Origin of the sequence: Micromonospora sp. NPDC049060, assembly GCF_040649055.1 — a bacterium.
Taxonomy (GTDB): domain Bacteria; phylum Actinomycetota; class Actinomycetes; order Mycobacteriales; family Micromonosporaceae; genus Micromonospora; species Micromonospora reichwaldensis.
On record NZ_JBEZEV010000084.1, the window covers coordinates 1 to 24,726 of the forward strand.

3 protein-coding genes are annotated in these 24,726 nt (G+C 75.7%); all 3 read left to right on the forward strand.

Annotated features, from left to right (window positions below; translation table 11 throughout):
- On the forward strand, positions 1 to 666 hold a 666-nt coding region (locus tag AB0B83_RS24395; RefSeq protein ID WP_357580113.1), incomplete at its 5' end, for a phosphopantetheine-binding protein.
- Between the two features lie 246 nt (positions 667 to 912).
- Entirely contained in the window at positions 913 to 1,773 is an 861-nt protein-coding gene (locus AB0B83_RS24400; RefSeq protein WP_357580114.1) for a metallophosphoesterase, read from the forward strand.
- A gap of 324 nt (positions 1,774 to 2,097) precedes the next feature.
- On the forward strand, positions 2,098 to 24,702 hold the full coding sequence (locus tag AB0B83_RS24405) for a type I polyketide synthase (protein WP_357580115.1): 22,605 nt from the start codon (positions 2,098 to 2,100) through the stop codon (positions 24,700 to 24,702).
- The last annotated feature ends 24 nt before the right edge of the window (positions 24,703 to 24,726 follow it).

Sequence of the window (24,726 nt, forward strand, 5' to 3'; positions counted from 1 at the left end):
GAGTCGCAGGTGGTGGTGGCGGATGTGCGGTGGGATCGTTTTGTGCCGTCGTTCACGGCGTTGCGTCCGTCGCGTCTGTTCACCGACATCCCCGAAGCGCAGCCCGCACAGGCCGAGGAGACGCCGAAGGGCGAGGACCGCGGCGCGGCGTCGGCGCTGCGCGAGCGGCTCGCCGCCGCCTCCGGGCCGGAGCGCGACCGCATCCTGCTCGACCTGGTCCGCGGCACCGCCGCGGCGGTGCTGGGACACGCCACGCCGAGCGGGATCAGGCCCGCCCGTGGCTTCCTCGAACTGGGCTTCGACTCACTCACGGCCGTGGAGCTGCGCAACCGGCTGACCGCCGCCACGGGCATCGGACTGCCCGCCACCCTCGTCTTCGACCATCCCACCCCGAACGCGCTCGCCGGTCACCTGCGGGCCGAGTTGGCGCCCGAGCAGCCGGCGTTGCCGATCGTGGCCGAGATCGAACGCCTCGACAAGCTCCTCGGCGGGCTGCCGGGCGACCAGGTCGACGACGCGGTCGTCGGTCGGCTGGAGGACCTGCTGGCCCGGTGGCGGGGACGACCCGCCGCCACCGCACCCGCGCCGGCCGCCACGCAGGAGTTGGAGTCGGCGAGCCGGGACGAGCTCTTCGACATCATCCAGCGGGAGTTCGGCAAGTCCTGAGCGGACACTGCCCGGCCCCCGGGCGGGACGGGCCGGGGAAAGGGACACCCGACGGCGCCGGACGCCTGACCGGCACCGTCGGGCAGGCGCGGCTGCCTAGGGGTGCACGGACCCCGTCTAGGGGTGTGCCGGTGCGGGCCCGGCTCCGTAGGGTCGGAGCCCGTCAGGCCGTCTCGCCCTGCCCACCGGCAGCCGAGCGGTACGGATGTGGGTGCGTGCGGTACCCCGGATGGACGGGAGGTCCGCATGGCCGGATCCGGCCTGCCTCAGTTGCTCGCCATCAGTGACCTGCACGTGGTCCACGCGGAGAACAAGGCCATCGTCGAGCGGCTGCGGCCGGAGCGCGACGGCGACTGGCTCATCGTCGCCGGCGACGTCGGGGAGTTCGTCGCCGACATCGAGTGGGCGCTGGGACTGCTCAGCAACCGGTTCGCCAAGGTGATCTGGGCCCCCGGCAACCACGAGCTCTGGACCCCCCGCGAGGACCCGATCCAGCTGCGGGGAGACGCGCGCTACCAGCACCTGGTGGAGCTGTGCCGCGGGCTCGGGGTGGTGACTCCGGAGGACCCGTACCCCGTCTGGGACCCGCAGGGCGACGACCCGGTCCTGATCGCGCCGCTGTTCCTGCTCTACGACTACAGCTTCCGGCCGGCCGGGACGTACACGAAGGAGCAGGCCCTGGCGCGGGCCCACGAGGTCGGCGTGGTCTGCACCGACGAGATCCTGCTGCATCCGGACCCGTACCCGACGCGCGACGCCTGGTGCCGGGCGCGGCTGGCCCTGACCGAGCGCCGGCTCACTGCCGAACGCAACGGGCTGCCCACCGTCCTGGTCAACCACTTCCCGCTCGTCCGCGAACCCACCCGGATCCTGCGGTACCCGGAGTTCGCGCAGTGGTGCGGCACCGAGGCCACCGCCGACTGGCACGTCCGGTTCGACGCCCGCGTCGCCGTCTACGGCCACCTGCACATCCCGCGCACCACCTGGTACGACGGGGTCCGGTTCGAAGAGGTCTCGGTGGGCTACCCACGGGAGTGGCGTCGCCGCTCGACGCCTCCGGGGCGGCTGCGCCGCATCCTGCCGGCGGCCGCCGGACAGCCCGCCTGAGCGCCGTCGCGATGCTGGTCACCGCTTTGTCCGGGACCCGCCGCGACGGTCCTCACGGGCCGGTCGATCAGGGGTTCTCTAGGGGTTGGGCGCGTGATGGGCGCTCAGTACCGTCCAGTCACGGTGGCGGGCATGTGTCGGCGGGACGGCCCGGCGTGGCGGGCGCCTGAGCAGGCACGACAACCGGAATCAGGAGCAGGTGTCGGGATCGTTGGCCGGACGGCCATGTCTCCACCCACCTGTGCACGAAGCCGGTCCGTCGGCGGTGGTGTGGTCAACGAATCGGCAGATTCCGATCGATAGCAAGCTCTGGGCGGGTGGGTCATGGCGGACGAAGACAAGCTCCTCGAACACCTGAAGTGGGTGACCTCCGAGCTCCGCCTGGCGCGCCGGCGCCTGACCGAGCTGGAGAACGAGGACGCCGAGCCGATCGCGATCGTCGGGATGGCCTGCCGGTTCCCCGGCGGGGTCGCCTCGCCGGAGGACCTCTGGGAGCTGGTCGCGGGCGGGGTGGACGCCACCGGCACGTTCCCCGACGACCGGGGCTGGGACCTCGACGGGCTCTACGACCCCGACCCGGACCACCAGGGCACCACCTACAGCAACCGGGGCGGCTTCCTGCGCGACGCCGGCCTGTTCGATCCGACCCTGTTCGGCATCTCGCCGCGCGAGGCGCTGGCCATGGACCCGCAGCAGCGGCTCCTGCTCGAGGTGACCTGGGAGGTCTTCGAGCGGGCCGGCATCGACGCCGCGTCGGTACGGGGCAGCCGTACCGGGGTGTTCGTCGGCACCGCCGGGCAGGACTACACGTCGGTGCTGCGGCAACTGCCCGAGGGCACGGAGGGCTACGTCCTCACCGGCACGGCCGCCAGCGTCATGTCCGGCCGGCTGGCGTACTCCTTCGGGCTGGAGGGCCCGGCCGTCACGATCGACACCGCCTGCTCCTCGTCGCTGGTCGCCCTGCACCTCGCCGGTCAGGCCCTGCGCGACGGCGAGTGCTCCCTCGCCGTGGCCGGCGGCGTCACCGTGCTGGCCACGCCCGGCGCCTTCGTCGAGTTCTCCCGCCAGCGGGGGCTCGCCTCCGACGGCCGGTGCAAGGCCTTCTCCGCCGACGCCGACGGGACCGGCTGGTCCGAGGGCGTCGCCATGCTGCTCGTCGAGAAGCTCTCCGACGCCCGGCGCAACGGTCACCCCGTCCTGGCGGTGATCCGGGGCAGCGCCGTCAACCAGGACGGCGCCAGCAGCGGCCTGACCGCCCCCAACGGCCCCTCCCAGCAGCGGGTCATCCGGCAGGCGCTGGAGAACGCCCGGCTCAGCCCGTCCGACGTGGACGTGGTCGAGGCGCACGGCACGGGCACCCGGCTGGGCGACCCGATCGAGGCGCAGGCGCTGCTCGCCACGTACGGCCAGGGACGCTCCGCCGACCGGCCGCTGTGGCTGGGGTCGCTGAAGTCGAACATCGGCCACCCGCAGGCCGCGGCCGGCGCCGGCGGCGTCATCAAGATGGTGATGGCGATGCGGCACGGCGTGCTGCCGCCCACCCTGCACGTGGACCGGCCGTCCCCGCACGTCGACTGGTCGACGGGGGCCGTGTCCCTGCTGGACGAGGCGCGCCCCTGGGCGGGCGGCGACCACGTCCGCCGGGCCGCCGTGTCGTCCTTCGGCATGAGCGGCACGAACGCCCACCTGATCCTGGAGCAGGCCCCGGCCCCCGACCCGGCAGCCGACGAGGCCGCGCCGTCGCGCCGACCCGTCGTCGCGCCGGTGCTGCTCTCCGCCGCGCAGCCGGCCGCGCTGTCCGCGCAGGCCGACCGGCTGGCCCGTTGGCTGGGCGACGACGAGGAGCCGCGCCCGCTCGACGTGGCCTGGTCGTCGGTGGTGTCCCGCTCGACGCTCGACCGGCGTGCGGTGGTGCTCGCCGAGGACCGCGCGGGCCTGCGGGCGGGCCTGGAGTCCCTGGCGGCGGGAGCGCCGTCGGGCACGGTGGTCACGGGCCAGGCCGGGGACCGGGGTCCGCTGGCGGTGCTCTTCTCCGGCCAGGGCGCGCAGCGCGCCGGCATGGGTCGGGAGCTGTACGCGGAGTTCCCCGTCTTCGCCGCCGCGCTCGACGAGGCGTGCAGGCACCTGGACCGGGTGCTGCCGCGCCCGCTGAAGGAGGTGCTGTTCGCTCCCGAGGGTTCCGCCGAGGCGGAGCTGCTGGACCAGACCGCGTTCACCCAGGCCGGGCTGTTCGCCGTCGAGGTGGCGCTGTTCCGCCTGGTCGAGTCGTTCGGCGTGGTGCCGGACTTCGTGGGCGGGCACTCGATCGGCGAGATCGCCGCGGCGCACGTGGCCGGGGTGCTGTCCCTCCAGGACGCCTGCCTGCTGGTGGCGGCGCGGGGCCGGCTGATGCAGGCGCTGCCCGACGGCGGCGGCATGCTCGCCGTGGCCGCCGACGAGGCGGCGGTGGTCGAGTCGATCGCCGGGCTGACCGACCGGGTCGGCGTCGCGGCGGTGAACGGCCCGACCTCGGTCGTGGTCTCCGGCGCCGTCGACGCGCTGGACGAGGTCGAGCGGGCCTGGCGGGACCGGGGTGTGCGTACCCGCCGGTTGACCGTCAGCCACGCGTTCCACAGCCCGCTGATGGAGCCGGTGCTGGAGCGCTTCCGCGGCATCGTCGAGCGGCTGGACTTCGCCGCGCCCGCGCTGCCGATCGTGTCGAACCTGACCGGGGCGCTCGCCGACGCCGACGAGATCCGCACCGCCGACTACTGGGTGCGGCACGTGCGTGAGGCGGTGCGCTACGCCGACGGGATCGCGGCCCTGCGGGACGCGGGGGTCGACACGTTCCTGGAGGTCGGCCCGCAGAGCGTGCTGACCGCGATGACGGCGGACGCCCTGCCCGACGACGACGTGCTGGCCGTCGCCGCCCAGCGCCGGGACCGGCCGCAGGCGCAGGCGCTGCTGGCGGCGCTGGCCGAGCTGCACGTGCACGGCGTTCCGGTCGCCTGGCAGGAGTGGTTCGCCGACACCGGGGCGCGGCGGGTGGAGCTGCCCACGTACGCCTTCCAGCGGGAGCGGTTCTGGCCCGAGGTGGTGCCGTGGCGCGTCGGCGACGTGTCGGGTGCCGGCCTGGGCGTGGCGGGGCACCCGCTGCTCGGCGCCGCGGTGCGCCTCGCCGGTGACGACGAGGTCGTGCTGACCGGCCGGCTGTCGGCGTCGACGCACCCGTGGCTGGCCGACCACGTGGTCGGTGGTGCCGTGGTGGTGCCGGGCACCGCACTGGTCGAGCTGGCGGTGCGCGCCGGCGACGAGGTGGGCACGTCGCGCGTACGGGAGCTGACCGTGGCGGCGCCGCTGGTGCTGCCGGAGTCCGGTGCGGTACGCGTGCAGGTGCGCGTCGGCGCGGCCGACGACTCCGCCGTCCGGTCGGTGTCGGTGTACTCCCAGCCCGAGGACGACGACGACTCCGAGTGGACGCGGCACGCCGACGGTGTGCTCGAACCGGTGTCGGCCGACGAGCCGGGCGTCGGCGCGTGGCCGCCGGCGGGCGCGACCGAGGTGGACCTGACCGGCTGGTATCCGGCGCTGGCGGAGCACGGCCTGTCGTACGGGCCGGTGTTCCAGGGCGTGCGGCGGGCCTGGACGGCCGACGGTGCGGCGTACGCCGAGGTGGCGCTGCCGGACGGCGCGGCCGGCGACGCGGGCGCGTTCGGGGTGCACCCGGCGCTGCTGGACGCCGCCCTGCACCCGGTGGCCCTGCTGCTGGCGGCGGAGCCGGCGGGCGGCCCCCGCGTGCCGTTCGCGTTCGAGGGCGTGCAGGTGCACGCCTCGGGCGCCAGGACGCTGCGGGTGCGGCTGACCCGGGACGGCTCCGGGGTGCGGCTGGTCGCCTGCGACGGCTCGGGCGCGCCGGTGGTGTCGGTGGACTCCCTGGTGCTGCGGGAGATGACCGCGACGGCGACCCGGAGCGGTGCCGCCCGGTCGCTGTACGAGGTGGCCTGGCAGGCCGAGCAGATCGACGGCGTCGACGACCTTCCGGGGTGGGCGGCGCTGGGCCGGCCGGCATCGGACGCGCTGCCGGAGGTGCCGGTCTTCGCGGACGTGGCGGCCCTGGCGGCGGGCGGGGCCACCGCCCGGCAGGTGCTGCTGACGGTGCCCGCCGGCGAACCCGGCGTCGCCGTGCCGGAGGCCGTGCGGACGGTCACCGGCGGTGTGCTGGACGTGCTGCGGTCCTGGCTCGCCGCCGAGCCGCTGGCCGACACGAAGCTCGTGGTGGTGACCCGGGGCGCGGTGGCCGCCGGGGACGACGACCAGGTCACCGACCTGGCCGCCGCCGCCGTCTGGGGCCTGCTGCGCTCGGCGCAGTCGGAGCACCCGGGGCGGATCGTCCTCGCCGACGTCGAGGGCGAACTGACCCCCGCGACCCTCGCCGTGCTGGCCGGCGCCGCCGTCGACCCGTCTGTCTCCGGCGGCCAGCTCGCGGTGCGCGGCGAGCGCACCCTCGTGCCGAGGCTGGCGCGGCCGGTGGGCGACGAGCTGACCCCGCCGTCCGGGCCGTGGCACCTCGCCCCCGTCACTCCCGGCACCCTGGACGGGATCGGGCCGGTGCCGGCCACGCCCGTCGCCCTGGACGCCGGGCAGGTGCGCGTCGCGGTGCGTGCGGCCGGGGTGAACTTCCGGGACGTGCTGATCGGCCTGGGCATGTATCCGGATCCGGCGGCGGTGATGGGCAGCGAGGGTGCGGGCGTCGTGGTCGAGGTCGGCCCCGGCGTGACCGACCTGGCGCCCGGCGACCGGGTGATGGGCATGTTCGAGCTCGGGTTCAGCCCGCAGGCGGTCGCCCACCGCCAGCGCATCGCCAAGATGCCCGCCGGCTGGTCCTTCACCCAGGCGGCGTCCGTCCCCCTGGTCTTCCTGACCGCGTACTACGCGCTGCGCGACCTGGCCGGGCTGCGGTCCGGCGAGTCGGTGCTGATCCACAACGGCGCCGGTGGCGTCGGCATGGCCGCCATCCAGCTCGCCCACCACCTCGGCGCCACCGTCCACGCGACGGCGAGCCCCGGCAAGTGGGGTGTGCTGCGGGGCCTGGGGGTGGCGGGGGAGCGGATCGCGTCGTCGCGGACCACGGAGTTCGAGCAGGTCTTCGGCGCGGCCACCGGCGGTGCCGGGGTGGACGTGGTGCTCGACGCGTTGGCCGGTGAGTTCGTCGACGCGTCGCTGCGGCTGCTGCCGCGCGGTGGCCGGTTCGTGGAGATGGGCAAGGCCGACGTGCGCGACCCGGAGACGGTCGCCGCCGAACACCCGGGCGTGACGTACCGCGCGTTCGACCTCAACGAGGCGGGCAGCACCCGCATCGGCGAGATGCTCACCGAGATCCTCGACCTCTTCGCGCGGGGCGCGCTGCGCCCGCTGCCCGTACGGGCGTGGGACGTGCGTCAGGCCCGGCAGGCGCTGCGGCACGTCAGCCAGGCCCGCCACATCGGCAAGGTGGTGCTGCGCATCCCCGCGCCCGCCGACCCCGACGGCACCGTGCTGCTCACCGGCGCGGCCGGGACCCTGGCCGGCGTACTCGCGCGGCACCTCGTCGCCACCGGCCAGGCCCGCCGCCTGCTGCTGGCCTCACGCCGCGCACCCGGCCGGGACGACGCGTACGCCACCCTGGTCCGGGAGCTGACCGACGCGGGCGCCGACGTCACCGCCGTGGCCGTCGACGTCAGCGACCCCGCGCAGGTCACCGAGCTGCTCGCCGGGATCGACCCGGCGCACCCGTTGACGGCGGTGGTGCACACCGCAGGCGTGATCGCCGACGCGACAATCGGTTCGTTGGACGAGTCCGCCCTGCGTACGGTGCTGGCGCCGAAGGTGGACGCCGGCTGGGCATTGCACGAGGCGACCGCGCACCTGGACCTGTCGGCGTTCGTGCTGTTCTCCTCCGTGGCGGCCACCCTCGGCTCCCCGGGGCAGGGCAACTACGCCGCCGCGAACGCGTTCCTCGACGCCCTCGCGCAGCACCGCCGGCAGCAGGGACTGCCCGCCACCAGCCTCGCCTGGGGCATGTGGGCCACCGACAGCACGATGACCGCGCACCTCGACGGCGACGACCAGCAGCGGCTGCGGCGGGTCGGGATGAGCCGGCTCTCCCCGGCCGAGGGCGCCGAACTCTTCGACGCCGCCCTGCCGGCGGTGCAACCGGTCGTCGTCGCGGCCCGCCTCCACGTCACCGGCGAGGCGAGCGGCGTACCGCCGCTGATGCGGCACCTGCTGCGCGGCGGTGGCCGACGCCGCACCGCCACCGACCGGCCGAGCGCCGGGGCGTCGTGGCGTGAGCGGCTCGACGGCCTGTCCGAGGCGGACGCCCGCCAGGCGCTCGTCGACCTCGTCTGCGGCCAGGCCGCCACGGTGCTGGGGCACGCCTCGGCACAGGCGGTCCCCGCCGCCCGCGCCTTCAAGGACCTGGGCTTCGACTCGCTGACCTCGGTGGAGCTGCGCAACCGGCTGGGCGCCGCCACCGGGCTGCGCCTGACCGCCACGCTGGCCTTCGACCACCCCACCCCGGCCCGGCTCGCCGAGCACCTGTTCGCGCAGCTCGGCCGGGCCACCGGCGCCGGCACCACCGTCCGTACGGTCGTCACCGCCGACGCCGACGAGCCGATCGCCATCATCGGCATGGCCTGCCGCTACCCGGGCGGCGTCGCCACCCCCGAGCAGCTGTGGCAGCTCGTCACCTCCGGGTCCGACGCCATCGGCGGCTTCCCCACCGACCGCGGCTGGGACCTCGACCGGCTGTACGGCACCGACGGCGACCAGGCCGGCGGCACCGTCACCGACCAGGGCGGCTTCCTCTACGACGCGGCCGACTTCGACGCCGGCTTCTTCAACATCAGCCCCCGCGAGGCCCTCGCCATGGACCCGCAGCAGCGGCTGCTGCTGGAGACCGCCTGGGAAAGCTTCGAGTACGCCCGCATCGACCCCGCCGCCCTCGGCGGCACCGCCACCGGTGTCTTCATCGGGGCCGCCTCCTCCGGCTACGCCACCAGCGGACGCGACGACCTGGACGGCCTCGAAGGGCACCTGCTCACCGGGACGGCGGGCAGCGTCGCCTCCGGCCGGGTCGCCTACATGTTCGGCCTCGAAGGCCCGGCGGTCACCGTCGACACCGCCTGCTCCTCGTCGCTGGTGGCGCTGCACCTCGCCGCCCAGGCGCTGCGCGGCGGCGAGTGCGACATGGCCCTGGCCGGCGGGGTGGCGCTGATGGCGCAGCCCGGCATGTTCTCCGAGTTCTCCCGGCAGGGCGGCCTGGCCCCGGACGGGCGGTGCAAGGCGTTCGCCGCCGGCGCCGACGGCACCGGCTGGTCCGAGGGCGTGGGCATGCTGCTCGTGGAGCGCCTCTCCGACGCCCGGCGCAACGGGCACCGGGTGCTCGCCGTACTGCGCGGCTCCGCGATCAACCAGGACGGCGCGTCCAACGGGCTGACCGCCCCGAACGGCCCGTCGCAGCAGCGGGTGATCCGGCAGGCCCTGGAGAACGCGCGGCTGAACCCGGCCGACGTGGACGCCGTCGAGGCGCACGGCACCGGCACCGTCCTCGGCGACCCGATCGAGGCGCAGGCGGTGCTGGCCACCTACGGGCAGGACCGCGCCGACGCCGAGCCGCTCTGGCTCGGCTCGATCAAGTCGAACATCGGCCACTCCCAGGCCGCGGCCGGGGTGGCCGGCGTGATCAAGATGGTGCTGGCGATGCGGCACGGCGTGCTGCCGCCGACCCTGCACGTGGACGAGCCGTCGCCCCACGTCGACTGGAGCGCCGGGGCGGTCGCCCTGCTCACCGAGGCCCGGCCGTGGCCGGCGGTGCAGCGGCCGCGCCGGGCCGCCGTGTCGTCGTTCGGTATCAGCGGCACCAACGCGCACACCATCATCGAGCAGGCGCCCGACGAGCCGGCCCCGGCGACGACCCCGCCGGCGGGGGACCTCCCCGGCCTGGTCGGCCCCGCCGCCGTACCCCTGCTGGTCTCCGGCCGCAGCCCCCGCGCGCTCGGGGCGCAGGCCGCCCGGATCGGCGAACGGCTGGCCGGCGACGCCGAGATGGACCTGCGGCACCTCGGGTTCTCCCTGGCCGCCCAGCGGGCCCACCACCCGTACCGGGCGGTCGTCGTGGCCGCCGACCGGGACGACGCGGCCGCCCGACTGGCCGCCCTCGCCTCCGCCGACGGCACGCCGGCCGGCGCGGACACGGCGTCGAAGGTCGTCTTCGTCTTCCCCGGCCAGGGCTCCCAGTGGAAGGGAATGGCCCTCGACCTGCTGGAGACCTCGCCGGTCTTCCGGCAGCGGATGGGGGAGTGCGCCGAGGAGCTGTCCCGGCTGGTGGACTGGTCCCTCACCGACGTGCTCCGGGAGGCGCCCGGCGCCCCGCCCCTGGACCGGGTGGACGTGGTCCAGCCGGTGCTCTTCTCCGTCATGGTGTCCCTCGCCCAGCTCTGGCGCTCGTGCGGCGTCGTGCCGGCCGCCGTCGTCGGGCACTCGCAGGGTGAGATCGCCGCGGCCTGCGCGGCCGGCGCGCTGACCCTCGCCGACGCGGTACGGCTCGTCGTGGCGCGCAGCCGTGGCCTGCTGGCCATCTCGGGCCGGGGCGGCATGGTCTCCGTCCCGCTGCCGGCCGCCGACACCGAGCAGCTCATCGCGCGGTGGCGGGGCACCCTCTCCGTGGCCGCCCTCAACGGCGCCGCCGCGACCGTGGTCTCCGGTGACGCGGCGTCGGTCGCCGAACTGCTCGCGCACTGCGCCGAGCGGGACATCCGGGCCCGCGCGATCGCCGTCGACTACGCCTCACACTGCGACCACGTCGACGCCGTACGCGACGACCTGGTGGCGGCGCTCGGCACGGTCGACTCCCGCTCGACCGGGGTGGCCTTCCACTCGACGGTCACCGGTGAGCCCATCGACACCGCCGAGCTCGACGCGGGCTACTGGTACCGCAACCTGCGGGAACCGGTCCGGCTCGCGCCGGTGCTGGACGAGCTGATCGACCAGGGCTTCCGGGTCTTCGTCGAGGTCAGCCCGCACCCCGTGCTGAAGGTGGTGGTGCAGGACGCGCTGGAGAAGGCCACCGGCGCCGTCGACGGGGGCGTCGTGGTCGGTTCGCTGCGCCGCGACGAGAACGGGCCGCACCAGCTCCTGACCGGGCTCGGTGACCTGCACGTCGCCGGGGTGCCCGTCGACTGGGCGGCGGTGTTCGCCGGCTCCGGCGCCACCGGCGTCGACCTGCCGACGTACGCCTTCCAGCGGGAGCGGTTCTGGCCGGCGGTGGACCACTCCGCCGGCGGCGACGTGTCGGGCGCGGGCCTGGGGGCGGCGGGACATCCGCTGCTCGGCGCGGCGGTGCGCCTCGCCGGTGACGACGAGGTCGTGCTGACCGGCCGGCTGTCGGTGTCGACGCACCCGTGGCTGGCCGACCACGTGGTCGGCGGTGCGGTGCTGGCGCCGGGCACCGCGCTGGTGGAGCTGGTGGTGCGCGCCGGCGACGAGATGGGCGCGTCGCGGGTACGCGAGCTGACGGTGGCGGCGCCGCTCGTGCTGCCCGCCGCCGGTGCCGTCCGCGTGCAGGTACGCGTCGGCGCGGCCGACAGCTCCGGCGTCCGGTCGGTGGCGGTCCACTCGCAGCCCGACGGCGACCCGGAGGCCGACTGGACGCGGCACGCCGACGGTGTGCTGGAGCCCGCAGCCGACGAGCCGGAGGTGGGCGCCTGGCCGCCCGCCGGGGTGCCCGAGGTGGATCTCGCCGGCTGGTATCCGGCGCTGGCGGAGCGGGGCCTGACCTACGGCCCGTCGTTCCAGGGGCTGCGCCGGCTGTGGGCCGCTGGCGACCACGCGTACGCCGAGGTGGCGTTGCCGGACGAGGCGACCGTCGACACCGACCGGTTCGCCGTGCACCCGGCGCTGCTGGACGCCGCACTGCACCCCGTGGGGCTGCTGCTGGCGGACCGCTCCGGCGGGCCGCGGGTGCCCTTCGCCTTCGAGGGCGTGCAGGTGCACGCCTCCGGGGCCCGGGTACTGCGGGTGCGGTTGACCCGGACGGGTTCCCGGGTGCGGCTGGTGGCCGGCGACGAGTCGGGCGCGCCCGTGGTGTCGGTGGACGCGCTCGCGTTGCGGGAGATGACCGCGTCCGCCGGCCAGGACCCCGCCGAGCGGGCGCTGTTCGAGGTGACGTGGCAGCCCGAGCGGGTCACGCCGGCGCGCGACGTCACCGGCTGGATGCTGCTCGGCGACACCGAGGTGCCGGCGGACCTGTCCACGCCGGCGTTCCCGACCGTCGACGACCTGGTCACGGCGATCTCCGGCGGCATGGTCGAGGCGCCCCGCGCGCTGGTGCTCCCGGTCCGGGCGGACACGCCGGATTCCGGACTGCCCGACCTGGTGGGCACGGTCACCGCCCAGGTGCTGGACGTGCTGCGCTCCTGGCTGGCCGCCGAGGCCCTGGCCGACACGAAGCTGGTGGTCCTGACCCGCGGCGCGGTGCTCGCCGCACCGGCCGACGCGCTGCGTGACCTGGCCGGCGCGACGGTCTGGGGCCTGCTGCGCTCGGCGCAGTCGGAGCACCCGGGCCGGATCGTCCTCGCCGACGTCGACGGCGCGCTCACCCCGGCTGTCCTCGCGGTGCTGGCCGCGGTGGCCGAGGACCCGTCGGCCACCGGCGGCCAGGTGGCCGTACGCGGCGACGAGGTGCGCACCCCGCGCCTGGGCCGGCCCGTTGGTCCGGCCGCCGAGGAACTCGTCGCGCCGGCCGGGCTGTGGCAGGTCGGCGCGGTGAGCCCCGGCACCCTCGACGGGATCGGCATGGTGCCCGCCACGCCCGTCGCCCTGGACGCCGGGCAGGTGCGCGTCGCGGTGCGCGCGGCCGGGGTGAACTTCCGGGACGTGCTGATCGGCCTGGGCATGTATCCGGATCCGGCGGCGGTGATGGGCAGCGAGGGTGCGGGCGTCGTGGTCGAGGTCGGCCCCGGCGTGACCGACCTGGCGCCCGGCGACCGGGTGCTCGGCATGTTCGAGCCGGCCTTCGCCCCCGAGGTGGTCGCCGCCCGCGACCTCGTCGCGAAGATCCCCGACGGCTGGTCCTTCACGCAGGCCGCGTCGGTGCCGGTGGTGTTCCTGACCGCGTACTACGCGCTGCGCGACCTGGCCGGCCTGCGGGCGGGCGAGTCGGTGCTGATCCACAACGGCGCCGGTGGCGTCGGGATGGCCGCCATCCAGCTCGCCCGGCACTGGGGCGCGACGGTGTACGCCACCGCCAGCCCCGGCAAGTGGGACGTGCTGCGGGGCCTGGGGGCGGCCGGGGAGCGGATCGCGTCGTCGCGGACCACGGAGTTCGAGCAGACCTTCGGCGCGGCCACGGGTGGCGCCGGGGTCGACGTGGTGCTCGACGCCCTGGCCGGTGAGTTCGTCGACGCGTCGCTGCGGCTGCTGCCGCGCGGTGGCCGGTTCGTGGAGATGGGCAAGGCCGACGTGCGCGACCCGGAGACGGTCGCCATCGAACACCCCGGCGTCAGCTACCGCGCGTTCGACCTGAACGAGGCCGGACACCCGCGGATCGGCGAGATGCTGACCGAGATCCTCGACCTGTTCCAGCGGGGCGCGCTGCGTCCGCTGCCCGTACGGGCGTGGGACGTGCGTCAGGCCCGGCAGGCGCTGCGGCACATCAGCCAGGCCCGCCACATCGGCAAGGTCGTCCTGCGGGTGCCCGCGCCCGCCGACCCCGACGGCACCGTGCTGCTCACCGGCGCGGGAGGCGCCCTCTCCCGGGTGTTCGCCCGGCACCTCGTCGCCACCGGTCAGGCGCGGCACCTGCTGCTGGCCTCGCGCCGTGGCCCCGAGCAGTACCAGGACCTGGTCGAGGAGCTCACCCGGGCCGGTGCCCGGGTCACCGCCGGCACCGCCGACGTGACAGACCCCCGGCAGGTGACCCGGCTGCTGGAACTGGTGGACCCGGCGCACCCGCTGACTGCGGTGGTGCACACCGCAGGCGTGATCGCCGACGCGACCATCGGTTCGTTGGACGAGTCCGCCCTGCGTACGGTGTTGGCGCCGAAGGTGGACGCCGGCTGGGCGTTGCACGAGGCGACCGCGCACCTGGACCTGTCGGCGTTCGTGCTGTTCTCCTCCGTGGCGGCCACCCTCGGCTCGCCGGGGCAGGGCAACTACGCGGCGGCGAACGCGTTCCTCGACGCCCTCGCGCAGCACCGCCGCCAGCAGGGCCTGCCCGCCACCAGCCTCGCCTGGGGACTGTGGGCCACCAGCAGCGCGATGACCGCGCACCTGCACGGCAACGACCACCGCAAGGCGATCCGCGCCACCAGCGCCCCGCTGACCGACCAGCAGGGCGTCGCGCTCTTCGAGGCGGCACGGCAGCGCGGCAGCGCCCACCTCGTACTCATGAACCTGCCGCCGGCGAGCGCGCGCCCGGCCGGCGGCACCGTGCCCAGCCTGCTGCGTGACCTGGTCCGCACCTCCGCTCCGGCTCGCCGCGCGGTGGGTCGGGGCACGGCCGACACCGCGTCGGTGCGGGACCGCCTGGCGATGCTCAGCCCGGCCGAGCGGCGCAACCACCTGATCGACCTGGTGGCCACGAACGTCGCCAGCGTGCTCGGGCACCGCTCCGCGGAGAACGTCGACCCCCACCGCGCCTTCAAGGAGTTGGGCTTCGACTCGCTCACCTCCGTCGAACTGCGCAACCGGCTCTCCGCCGCGACCGGGCTGCGGCTGCCCGCGACCGTGGCGTTCGACCACCCGGCCCCCGCGGTGCTCGCCGACTTCCTCGACCGGGAACTGGGCGGCGGTTCGGACGCCGTCCGCCCGGCCGCGGTCGGTACGGCCGCCGCGCTCGACGAGCCGATCGCCATCATCGGCATGGCCTGCCGCTTCCCCGGCGAGGTGCAGACCCCCGAGCAGCTCTGGCAGGTGGTCACCGCCGGCGCCGACGTCATCTCGCCGTTCCCCACCGACCGGGGCTGGGACCTGGACGACCTGAGGGCCAGCGGCGGGGACGACACGTCCGTGCCCCGCCAGGGCGGCTTCCTGCACGACGCCGCCCAGTTCGACGCCGCCTTCTTCGGGATCTCGCCCCGGGAGGCGCTGGCCATGGACCCGCAGCAGCGGTTGCTGCTGGAGACGTCCTGGGAGGCCTTCGAACGGGCGGGGATCGACCCGCACTCGGCGCGGGGCAGCAGCACCGGCGTCTACGTCGGGCTCATCTACCACGACTACGCCTCCCAGGCCGCCGGAACGACCGACGAGGTGGACGGCTACGTCGGCAACGGCAGCGCGGGAAGCGTCGCCTCGGGACGCATCTCCTACCTGTTCGGCCTCGAAGGTCCCGCGGTCACCGTCGACACCGCCTGCTCGTCGTCGCTTGTCGCGCTGCACCTGGCCACCCAGGCGCTGCGGCAGGACGAGTGCCGGCTCGCGCTCGCCGGCGGGGTGAGCGTGATGTCCACCCCCGGCATGCTCACCGAGTTCTCCCGGCAGCGCGGCCTGTCGCCCGACGGTCGGTGCAAGGCCTTCGGCGCGGGTGCCGACGGCACCGGCTTCGCCGAGGGCGTCGGCATGCTCCTGCTGGAGCGCCTCTCCGACGCGCAGCGCAACGGTCACCGCGTCCTCGCCGTCGTGCGGGGCAGCGCGGTGAACCAGGACGGGGCCAGCAGCGGCCTGACCGCGCCGAACGGTCCCGCGCAGCAGCGGGTCATCCGGCAGGCGCTGGCGAACGCCCGGCTGACCCCGGGCGACGTCGACGCCGTCGAGGCGCACGGCACGGGCACCGCGCTGGGCGACCCGATCGAGGCGCAGGCCCTCCTGGCCACGTACGGGCAGGACCGGCCGCAGGACCGGCCGCTGTGGCTCGGTTCGATCAAGTCGAACATCGGTCACGCCCAGGCGGCGGCGGGCGTCGCCGGGGTGATCAAGATGGTGCTGGCGATGCGGCACGGGATGCTGCCGCCGACCCTGCACGCCGACGAGCCGTCGCCGCACATCGACTGGACCGCCGGGTCGGTGGCCCTGCTCACCGGTGCCCGGTCGTGGCCGGCCGTCGACCGGCCGCGCCGGGCCGCCGTGTCGTCGTTCGGCATCAGCGGCACCAACGCGCACACGATCATCGAGCAGGCGCCGGAGTTCGTCCCGCCGCCCGTCGGGCCGCCCGCGACGTCCCACGTCGACCTCGTCGCGTGCGTCCTGTCGGCCCGCGACGACGCCGCCCTGCGCGAGCAGGCACGCCGGCTGCGGGGCCTGCTGGACGACGAACCGGACCTGACGCTCGCCGACGTCGCCCACGCGCTCGCCACCCGCCGCACGGCCTTCGAACACCGCGTGGTGCTGCTGGCCCGGGAGCGCGAGGACCTGCTCACCGCCCTCGACGCGGTGGCCGACGAGCAGCCCTCGGCCGCCGTCGTCCACGGCGTGGCCCGCGGCGGACGCACCGCGATCCTCTTCTCCGGCCAGGGCGCCCAGCGTCCCGGCATGGGGCGCGAGCTGTACGACGCCCACCCGGCCTTCGCCGCCGCCCTCGACGAGGTGTGCGGGCACCTGGATCAGCACCTGCCCCGTCCGCTGCGCGAGGTGCTGTTCGCCGAGGCGGGCACGCCGGAGGCGGAGCTGCTGGACCAGACCGTCTTCACCCAGGCCGGGCTGTTCGCCGTCGAGGTGGCCCTGTTCCGGCTGGTCGAGTCGTTCGGCGTCCGGGCGGACCTGGTGGCCGGGCACTCGATCGGCGAGGTGGCCGCCGCCCACGTCGCCGGCCTGTTCAGCCTCGCCGACGCCTGCGCGCTGGTCGGGGCCCGTGGCCGGCTCATGCAGGCCCTGCCGCAGGGCGGCGGGATGCTCGCGGTCGGCACCGATGAACAGGCCGTCGTGGAGTCGTTGGCCGGGCTCACCGACCGGCTCGGCGTCGCGGCGGTGAACGCCCCGACCGCCGTGGTGGTCTCCGGCGAGGTCGGGGCCCTCGACGAGGTGGAGCGGACCTGGCAGGACCGGGGCGTACGCACCCGCCGGCTGAACGTCAGCCACGCCTTCCACAGCCCGCTGATGGAGCCGATGCTGCGCGAGTTCCGGCAGGTGCTCGACACCCTGACGTTCCACTGGCCGGCCCTGCCGATCGTGTCGAACCTGACGGGCGAGATCGCCGACCCCGACGAGATCGGCACCCCCGACTACTGGGTCCGGCACGTGCGCGAGACCGTCCGGTTTGCCGACGGGGTCGCCAGCCTGCGTACGCGCAACGTCCGGGTCTTCCTCGAACTGGGCCCCGACGCGGTGCTCGCCGGCATGGTGCGCGGCTGCCTGCCCGACGACGGCGAAACCCTCCCGGCGGCCGTCGTGGCGAGCCTGCGCCCGGGCCGCCCGGAACCTGTGTCGCTGATGAACGCGCTGGCGGAGCTGCACGTGCACGGCGCGCCGGTCACCTGGACCGACCTCCTGCCGGGCACCGCGACCCGCCCGGTGGACCTGCCGACGTACCCGTTCCAGCGGCAGCGGTTCTGGCCGGCGGTGGGGCGGCTGCGGGCCGGTGACGTCAGCGGCGCGGGCCTCGGTGTGGCGGGGCACGGCCTGCTCGGCGCGGCGGTCGACCTCGCCGGCGACGACGAGGTGGTGCTGACCGGCCGGCTGTCGCTGGCCACCCACCCCTGGCTGGCCGACCACGTGGTCTCGGGCGTGCCGCTGGTCCCCGGCACGGCGCTGGTGGAACTGGCCGTGCGCGCGGGCGACGAGGCGGGCGTGTCCCGGCTGCGTGACCTGGCGGTGCTGACGCCGCTGGTGCTTCCCGACGCGGGCGCCGTGCGGATCCAGGTCCGGGTGTCGGCGGGCGAGGCGTCGCAGCGTCCCGTCGCCGTCTACTCGCGCCCCGACGACGACCCCGAGGCGGGCTGGCTCCAGCACGCCGAGGGTGTGCTGGAGCCGGCGACGGCGGACGAGCCGAGGACGGGCACCTGGCCGCCGGTCGGCGCGACCGAGGTCGACCTGGCGGGCTGGTACCCGGCGCTCGTCGCGCGCGGCCTGGCGTACGGGCCGGTGTTCCAGGGTCTGCGACGCGCGTGGGTGGGCGACGGCGAGGTGTTCGCCGAGGTGGTCCTGCCGGACGACGCGGTGGCGGGCATCGACCGGTTCGGGGTGCACCCGGCGCTGCTGGACGCGGCCCTGCACCCGGTCGCCCTGCTGCTGGGCGAGGAGCCGGGCGGGCCACGGGTTCCGTTCGCGTTCGAGGGCGTGCAGGTGCACGCCGCCGGTGCCACGGTGCTGCGGGTCCGGTTGTCCCGCAGCGGCGCCGGCGTGCGGCTGGTGGCGTGCGACGAGGTGGGCGCGCCGGTGGTGTCGGTGGACTCCCTCGTCCTGCGTGAGCTGGCTGGCACGGCCACGGCGGGTGTGGCGTCCCGGTCGATGTTCGAGGTGGTCTGGCAGGCGGAGGAGACCGAACCGGTCGACGACGTCTCGGGTTGGGCGGTGCTGGGCGGTCCGGCCCTGCCGGGCGATCCCGGCGGTCCCTCCGCCGAGACGATCAGGCAGCTGCTGGCCGCGATCGACACCGGCACCACACCGCCGCGCCGACTGCTGTTCACGCCGACCGGGCCGGACGCCGGCGACGTCGACACGGCGCAGCGGGCCCGGGCCATGACGGCGGACGTGCTGGGCCTCGTGCAGGCGTGGCTGGCCGCCGACGTCCTGGCGGAGTCGAAACTGGTGGTGGTCACCCGACGTGCCGTGTCCGTCGGCGACGAGGACCAGGTGACGGATCCGGCCGCCGCGGCGGTGTGGGGTCTGCTGCGCTCGGCGCAGTCCGAGCACCCGGGCCGCATCGTCCTGGCCGACGTGGACCGTGGCGTGAACCCCGGCGTGCTGGGCACCCTGACCCGCTACGCGGCGGACCCGACCGGCGGCCAGGTGGCCGTCCGTGGCGGCGAGGTCTTCGTGCCGCGCCTGGTCCGTGCGGTGGTCCCGGCGTCGGCGCAGGCACCGGCCGTCGGTGACGGCGTGGTGCTGGTGACCGGCGGTACGGGTGCGCTCGGTGCGCTGGTCGCGGAGCACCTGGTGTCGGTGCACGGCGTGCGCTCGCTGGTGCTCGTGTCGCGGCGCGGCCCGGAGGCCGAGGGTGCCGGCGAGCTGGCCGGGCGGTTGACCGCGCTGGGCGCCGACGTGCGGATCGTCGCCTGTGACGTGACGGACCGGGACCAGGTGTTCGGCCTGGTGGCGGAGATCGGCGCCGAGGGTCGCCTGGCGGGTGTGGTGCACACTGCCGGTGTCCTGGACGACGGTGTCGTGGAGGGGCTGACGGCGGAGCGGCTGGCCGGGGTGTTGGCGCCGAAGGTGTCGGCGGGTTGGTTCCTGCACGAGGCGACGGCGTCCCTCGCGCCGGATCTGGACCTGTTCGTGGTGTTCTCGTCGGTGGCGGGGGTGCTGGGTTCGCCGGGGCAGTCGGCGTACGCGGCGGCCAACGCGTTCCTGGACGGGCTGGCGGTGTGGCGGCGCAAGTCGGGCCTGCCCGCGGTCAGCCTGGCGTGGGGCATGTGGGACACCGCCGGCATGGCCGCGTCGATCGGTGGCGTCGAGCGGGCCCGCTCGGCGCGCGCCGGCCTCCGGGGCATGAACGCCCGGACCGGTCTGGAGCTGTTCGACGCTGCCCTGGGCGCCGGCCGGCCGGCCCTGGTGCCGGCCGTGATCGACGTGCCCGCGCTGCGCTCGGCGGCCTCCGGCGGGATGGTGCCGCCGATGCTGCGGGTCCTCATCGGCACGGCGAACACCCGCCGCCAGGCGGGCAAGGGCGGTGACGGCTGGGCCGACCGGCTCGCCAGGCTCAGCGAGGAGAACGGCCTCACCGAGGTGGACCAGCTGGTGCGGGGTCTCGTCGCGCAGGTGCTGGGGCACGGCGGCGCCGAGGCGGTGCCGGCGGACCGGGCGTTCCGGGAGCTGGGCTTCGACTCGCTGACCGCCGTCGAGCTGCGCAACCGGGTCAACGGCGCGACCGGCCTGCGGCTGGCCTCGACCCTGGTGTTCGACTACCCGACCCCGCAGGCCCTGACCGCCCACGTGTACGCGGAACTGGTCGGCGAACGGCTCGCCGCCGTCGTCTCCGACGAGCCGGCCGGCGGCGACGCCGACGAGCCGATCGCGATCGTGGGCATGGCCTGCCGCTACCCCGGCGGCGTCCAGTCACCCGAGCAGCTGTGGAAGCTGGTCAGCACCGGCGGGGAGGGCATCGGCGAGTTCCCGGCCGACCGCGGCTGGGACCTCGACACGCTCTTCCACCCCGATCCGGACCACCCCGGGACGTCGTACACCCGGCACGGCGGTTTCCTGTACGACGCCGGCGCGTTCGACCCCGCGTTCTTCGGCATCTCGCCCCGCGAGGCCCTCGCCATGGACCCGCAGCAGCGGTTGCTGCTGGAGGCGTCGTGGGAGACGTTCGAGTCGGCGGGGCTGGACCCGCAGCGGTTGCGGGGCAGCCGGACCGGCGTCTTCGCCGGCGTCATGTACCACGACTACGCGAACCGGCTGATGGAGCTGGCCGGCGAGGTCGAGGGCTACGTCGGCACCGGCAACTCGGGCAGCGTGCTGTCGGGTCGGGTGGCGTACACGTTCGGGCTGGAGGGCCCGGCGGTCAGCGTCGACACGGCGTGCTCGTCGAGCCTCGTGGCGCTGCACCTGGCGGTGCAGGCGTTGCGCTCGGGTGAGTGCGATCTGGCGCTGGCCGGTGGTGTGACGGTGATGGCGACGCCGGGCACGTTCATCGAGTTCTCCCGGCAGCGGGGCCTGTCGGCCGACGGCCGGTGCAGGTCGTTCGCCGCGTCGGCCGACGGCACCGGCTGGTCGGAGGGAGTCGGCGTGCTGCTGGTGCAGCGCCTCTCTGACGCCCAGCGCGAGGGCCGGCGCATCTACGCGGTCGTGCGGGGCACGGCGGTGAACCAGGACGGCGCGTCCAACGGCCTGACGGCCCCGAACGGTCCGTCGCAGCAGCGGGTGATCCGGCAGGCCCTCGCGAACGCGCGCCTGACCCCGGCCGACGTGGACGCCGTGGAGGCGCACGGCACGGGCACGACGTTGGGCGACCCGATCGAGGCGCAGGCGTTGTTGGCGACGTACGGGCAGGAGCGTCCGCAGGATCGGCCGCTGTTGTTGGGGTCGGTGAAGTCGAACATCGGGCACACGCAGGCTGCCGCCGGTGTGGCTGGTGTGATCAAGATGGTCATGGCGATGCGGCACGGCGTCGTCCCGTCGACGTTGCACGTGGACGAGCCGTCGCCGCACGTGGACTGGTCGGCCGGGGCGGTCGCTCTCACCACCGAGGCGACGCCGTGGCCGGCCGTGGACCGGCCGCGTCGGGCGGCGGTGTCGTCGTTCGGCATCTCCGGCACGAACGCGCACGTGATCATCGAGCAGCCGCCGGCCGAGCTGGTCGAGGGCGAGATCGTCGCCGGGAACGTACCGCCGCTGGTGCCGGTGCTGCTGTCGGCCCGCGACGGCGCGTCGCTGGCCGCGCAGGCGGGCCGCTGGGCGAGCTCACTGGCCGCCGACGGCGGCGTACGTCCGCTGGACGTGGCGTGGTCGAGCGTGGTGTCCCGGTCGGTGCTGGAACATCGTGCGGTGGTGGCCGGGACGGGCCGCGACGAGCTGCTGGCGGGCCTGGCGGCGCTGGCGGCGGGTGAGCCCTCCGGCGGGGTCTTCGTGGGCCCGGGTGGGCCCCGGGGCCAGCTGGCGCTGGTGTTCTCCGGCCAGGGCGCGCAGCGCGCCGGCATGGGCCGGGAGCTGTCCGAGGCGTTCCCGGTGTTCGCCACCGCCCTGGACGAGGTGTGCGGACACCTCGACCCGTTGCTGCCGGGTGCGCTGCGGGAGGTGCTGTTCGCCGAGGCGGGTACGGAAGAGGCGGAACTGCTGGACCAGACCGTCTTCACGCAGGCCGGGCTCTTCGCCGTCGAGGTGGCGCTGTTCCGCCTCGTGGAGTCGTTCGGCATCGTGCCCGACATGGTCGCCGGCCACTCGATCGGCGAGGTGACGGCCGCGTACGTGGCCGGGGTGCTGTCCCTGGCCGACGCGTGCCAGCTTGTGGCCGCGCGGGGCCGGTTGATGCAGGCGCTGCCGGCCGGCGGCGGGATGCTGGCCGTGGCCGCCGACGAGGACGCGGTGACGGAGTCGATCGCCGGCCTGACCGACCGGGTCGGTGTCGCGGCGGTGAACGGGCCGACGTCGATCGTCGTGTCCGGCGCGGTGGAGGCCCTCGACGAGATCGAGCGCGACTGGCGGGACCGGGGCGTACGCACGCGCCGGCTCGCCGTCAGCCACGCGTTCCACAGCCCGCTGATGGAGCCGATGCTCGCCGAGTTCCGGACGGTCCTGGCCGGGCTGACGTTCGCCGCGCCGGCGCTGCCGGTCGTGTCGAACGTGACCGGGGCGCTCGCCGACGCCGACGAGATCCGCACGGCCGACTACTGGGTGCGCCACGTCCGCGAGGCCGTCCGCTACGCCGACGGGGTCACCGCCCTGCGGGCCGCCGGGGTGGACACGTTCCTGGAGATCGGCCCGCAGAGCGTGCTGACCGCGATGGCGGCGGACATCCTGCCGGACGACGACGACGTCCTGGCGGTCGCCACCCAGCGTCGGGACCGGTCGCAGGCCCAGGCGCTGCTCGGCGCGCTGGCGGAACTGCACGTGCACGGCGTGCCGGTGACCTGGCAGGAGTGGTTCACCGACAGCGGGCCGCGGCGGGTCGACCTGCCGACGTACACCTTCCAGCACCAGCGCTACTGGCCGGAGCCGGTGAGCCGGCCGCGTACGAGGACGACCGACAGTGTCGATGCCGACTTCTGGGCCGCCGTCGAGCAGGGCGACCTGAGCGCCCTCGCCACGCAGTTCGGCGACGACGGCGCCGCCCTGGACGCCCTCACCCCGGCCCTGCCGGTCCTGTCGACCTGGCACCGGGCGCGTACGCGGCGGGCGGTCGTGGACGCGTGGTCGTACCGGGTCGGCTGGAAGCGGACCGACATCACCGCCGAGCCGGCGCGGCCCGGCGTGTGGCTGCTCGTGACGGCGGAGGACGACCTGACGGACGGCACCCGCGCGGAGGCGGTCACCAAGGCCCTCGCCGAGGTCGGTGCCGACGTGGTCCGGCTGACCGTCGACCCGGTCGGCACCGACCGGGCGGAACTCGCCCGCCGGCTGGCCGACGCGCTGGCCGACGGGCCCGTCACCGGCGTGCTGTCCCTGCTCGGCCTCCGCGACCAGCCGCACCCCGCCCACCCGGCCGTACCGGTCGGGACGGCCGCCACGCTGCTGCTGCTCCAGGCCCTGCACGACGCCGGGGCGACGACCCGGCTGTGGTGCCTGACCCGGGGCGCGGTCAGCACCGGCGACGGGGACGCGGTGCACGGCGTCGCCCAGAGCGGGCTGTGGGGCCTCGGGCTCGTGGCGGGCCTGGAACACCCCCAGCTCTGGGGTGGACTGGTGGACCTGCCCGAGCAGGTCGACGCGACGGCGTGGGACCGGCTGGCGCGGGTGGTGACCGGCGCCGGCGACGAGGACCAGCTGGCCGTACGCCCCTCCGGGGTGTTCGTCCGCCGCCTGGTCCGGGCGGCACCCGCCGCCCCCGACACGGCGGAGCGGTGGCGGCCGTCCGGCACGGTGCTGGTCACCGGCGGCACCGGCGCCCTGGGCGCCCACGTCGCCCGGTGGGCGGCGGCCAACGGCGCCGCGCACGTCGTGCTGACCAGCCGCCGGGGCGAGCGTGCCCCCGGGGCGACGGAGCTGCGCGACGAGCTGACCGCGCGGGGCGTACGGGCGTCGGTCGTGGCCTGTGACGTGGCCGACCGCGACCAGGTGGCGGCACTGCTGGCCCGGCTGGACGAGGACCCCGCGCCGTTGACGGCCGTGGTCCACGCGGCGGGCGCCGGCGAGCCGGGCCTGATCGCCGACACCGACCTGGCCGCGTTCGCCGGGGTGCTCGACGGCAAGGTCGCCGGCGCGGTGCACCTGGACGCGCTGCTCGGCGACCGGCCGTTGGACGCGTTCGTGCTGTTCGCCTCCATCGCCGGGGTGTGGGGCAGCGGCGGGCAGTCCGCGTACGCCGCCGGCAACGCCTTCCTGGACGCGCTCGCGGAGCAGCGTCGCGGGCGGGGCCTGCCGGCGACTTCCGTGGCCTGGGGGCCGTGGGCCGACGGCGGCATGGCCACCGGCGAGGCCCAGCAGCTGCTGGCCCGGCGTGGCCTGACCGCCATGGCACCGGCCGACGCCGTGCACGCCATGCGGTACGCCGTGGGCCTGCCCCGGGCGGCGCTGACCGTGGTGGACGTCGACTGGGCGGTCTTCGCCCCGGCGTACGCCTCGGCCCGCCCCCGGCCGCTGCTCGACGACATCGCCGAGGCCCGCGAGGCGCTGCACGCCCAGGCCGGGCAGCAGCAGCCCGGTGGGGCCGTGGACGCCCTGCGGGAGCACCTGCTCACGCTGCCCCGACCCGAGCGGGTCCGGCACCTGGTCGACCTCGTCCGCACCCACGCCTCCGCCGTGCTCGGCCACTCGGGCACGGACCGGGTCAAGCCGCAGCGCGCCTTCAAGGAGCTCGGGTTCGACTCGCTGACGGCGGTCGAGCTGCGCAACCGGCTGACCGGGGCCACCGGCCTGCCGCTGCCAGCGACCCTCGTCTTCGACTACCCGAACCCGGCCGTGCTCGCCGAGAACCTGCTCGACGGCCTGCTGCCCGAGGGGGCACAGGCGGACGGCGGCGACCCGGCGGAGGCGGCCGTCCGGCAGGCGCTCGCGGCGATCCCGCTGACCCGCCTGCGGGAGGCCGGGCTGCTGGACCTGCTGCTCAACCTCGCCGACGCCGACGGCGGCGACGGTGACGAGTCCACCGACGAGGACCTGGACCTCGACGACCTCGACACCGACGCCCTCGTCAGGCTGGCGCTTGACGGAACCGATTCCTGACCGTTGTCCCCAGTACGGAGCTCA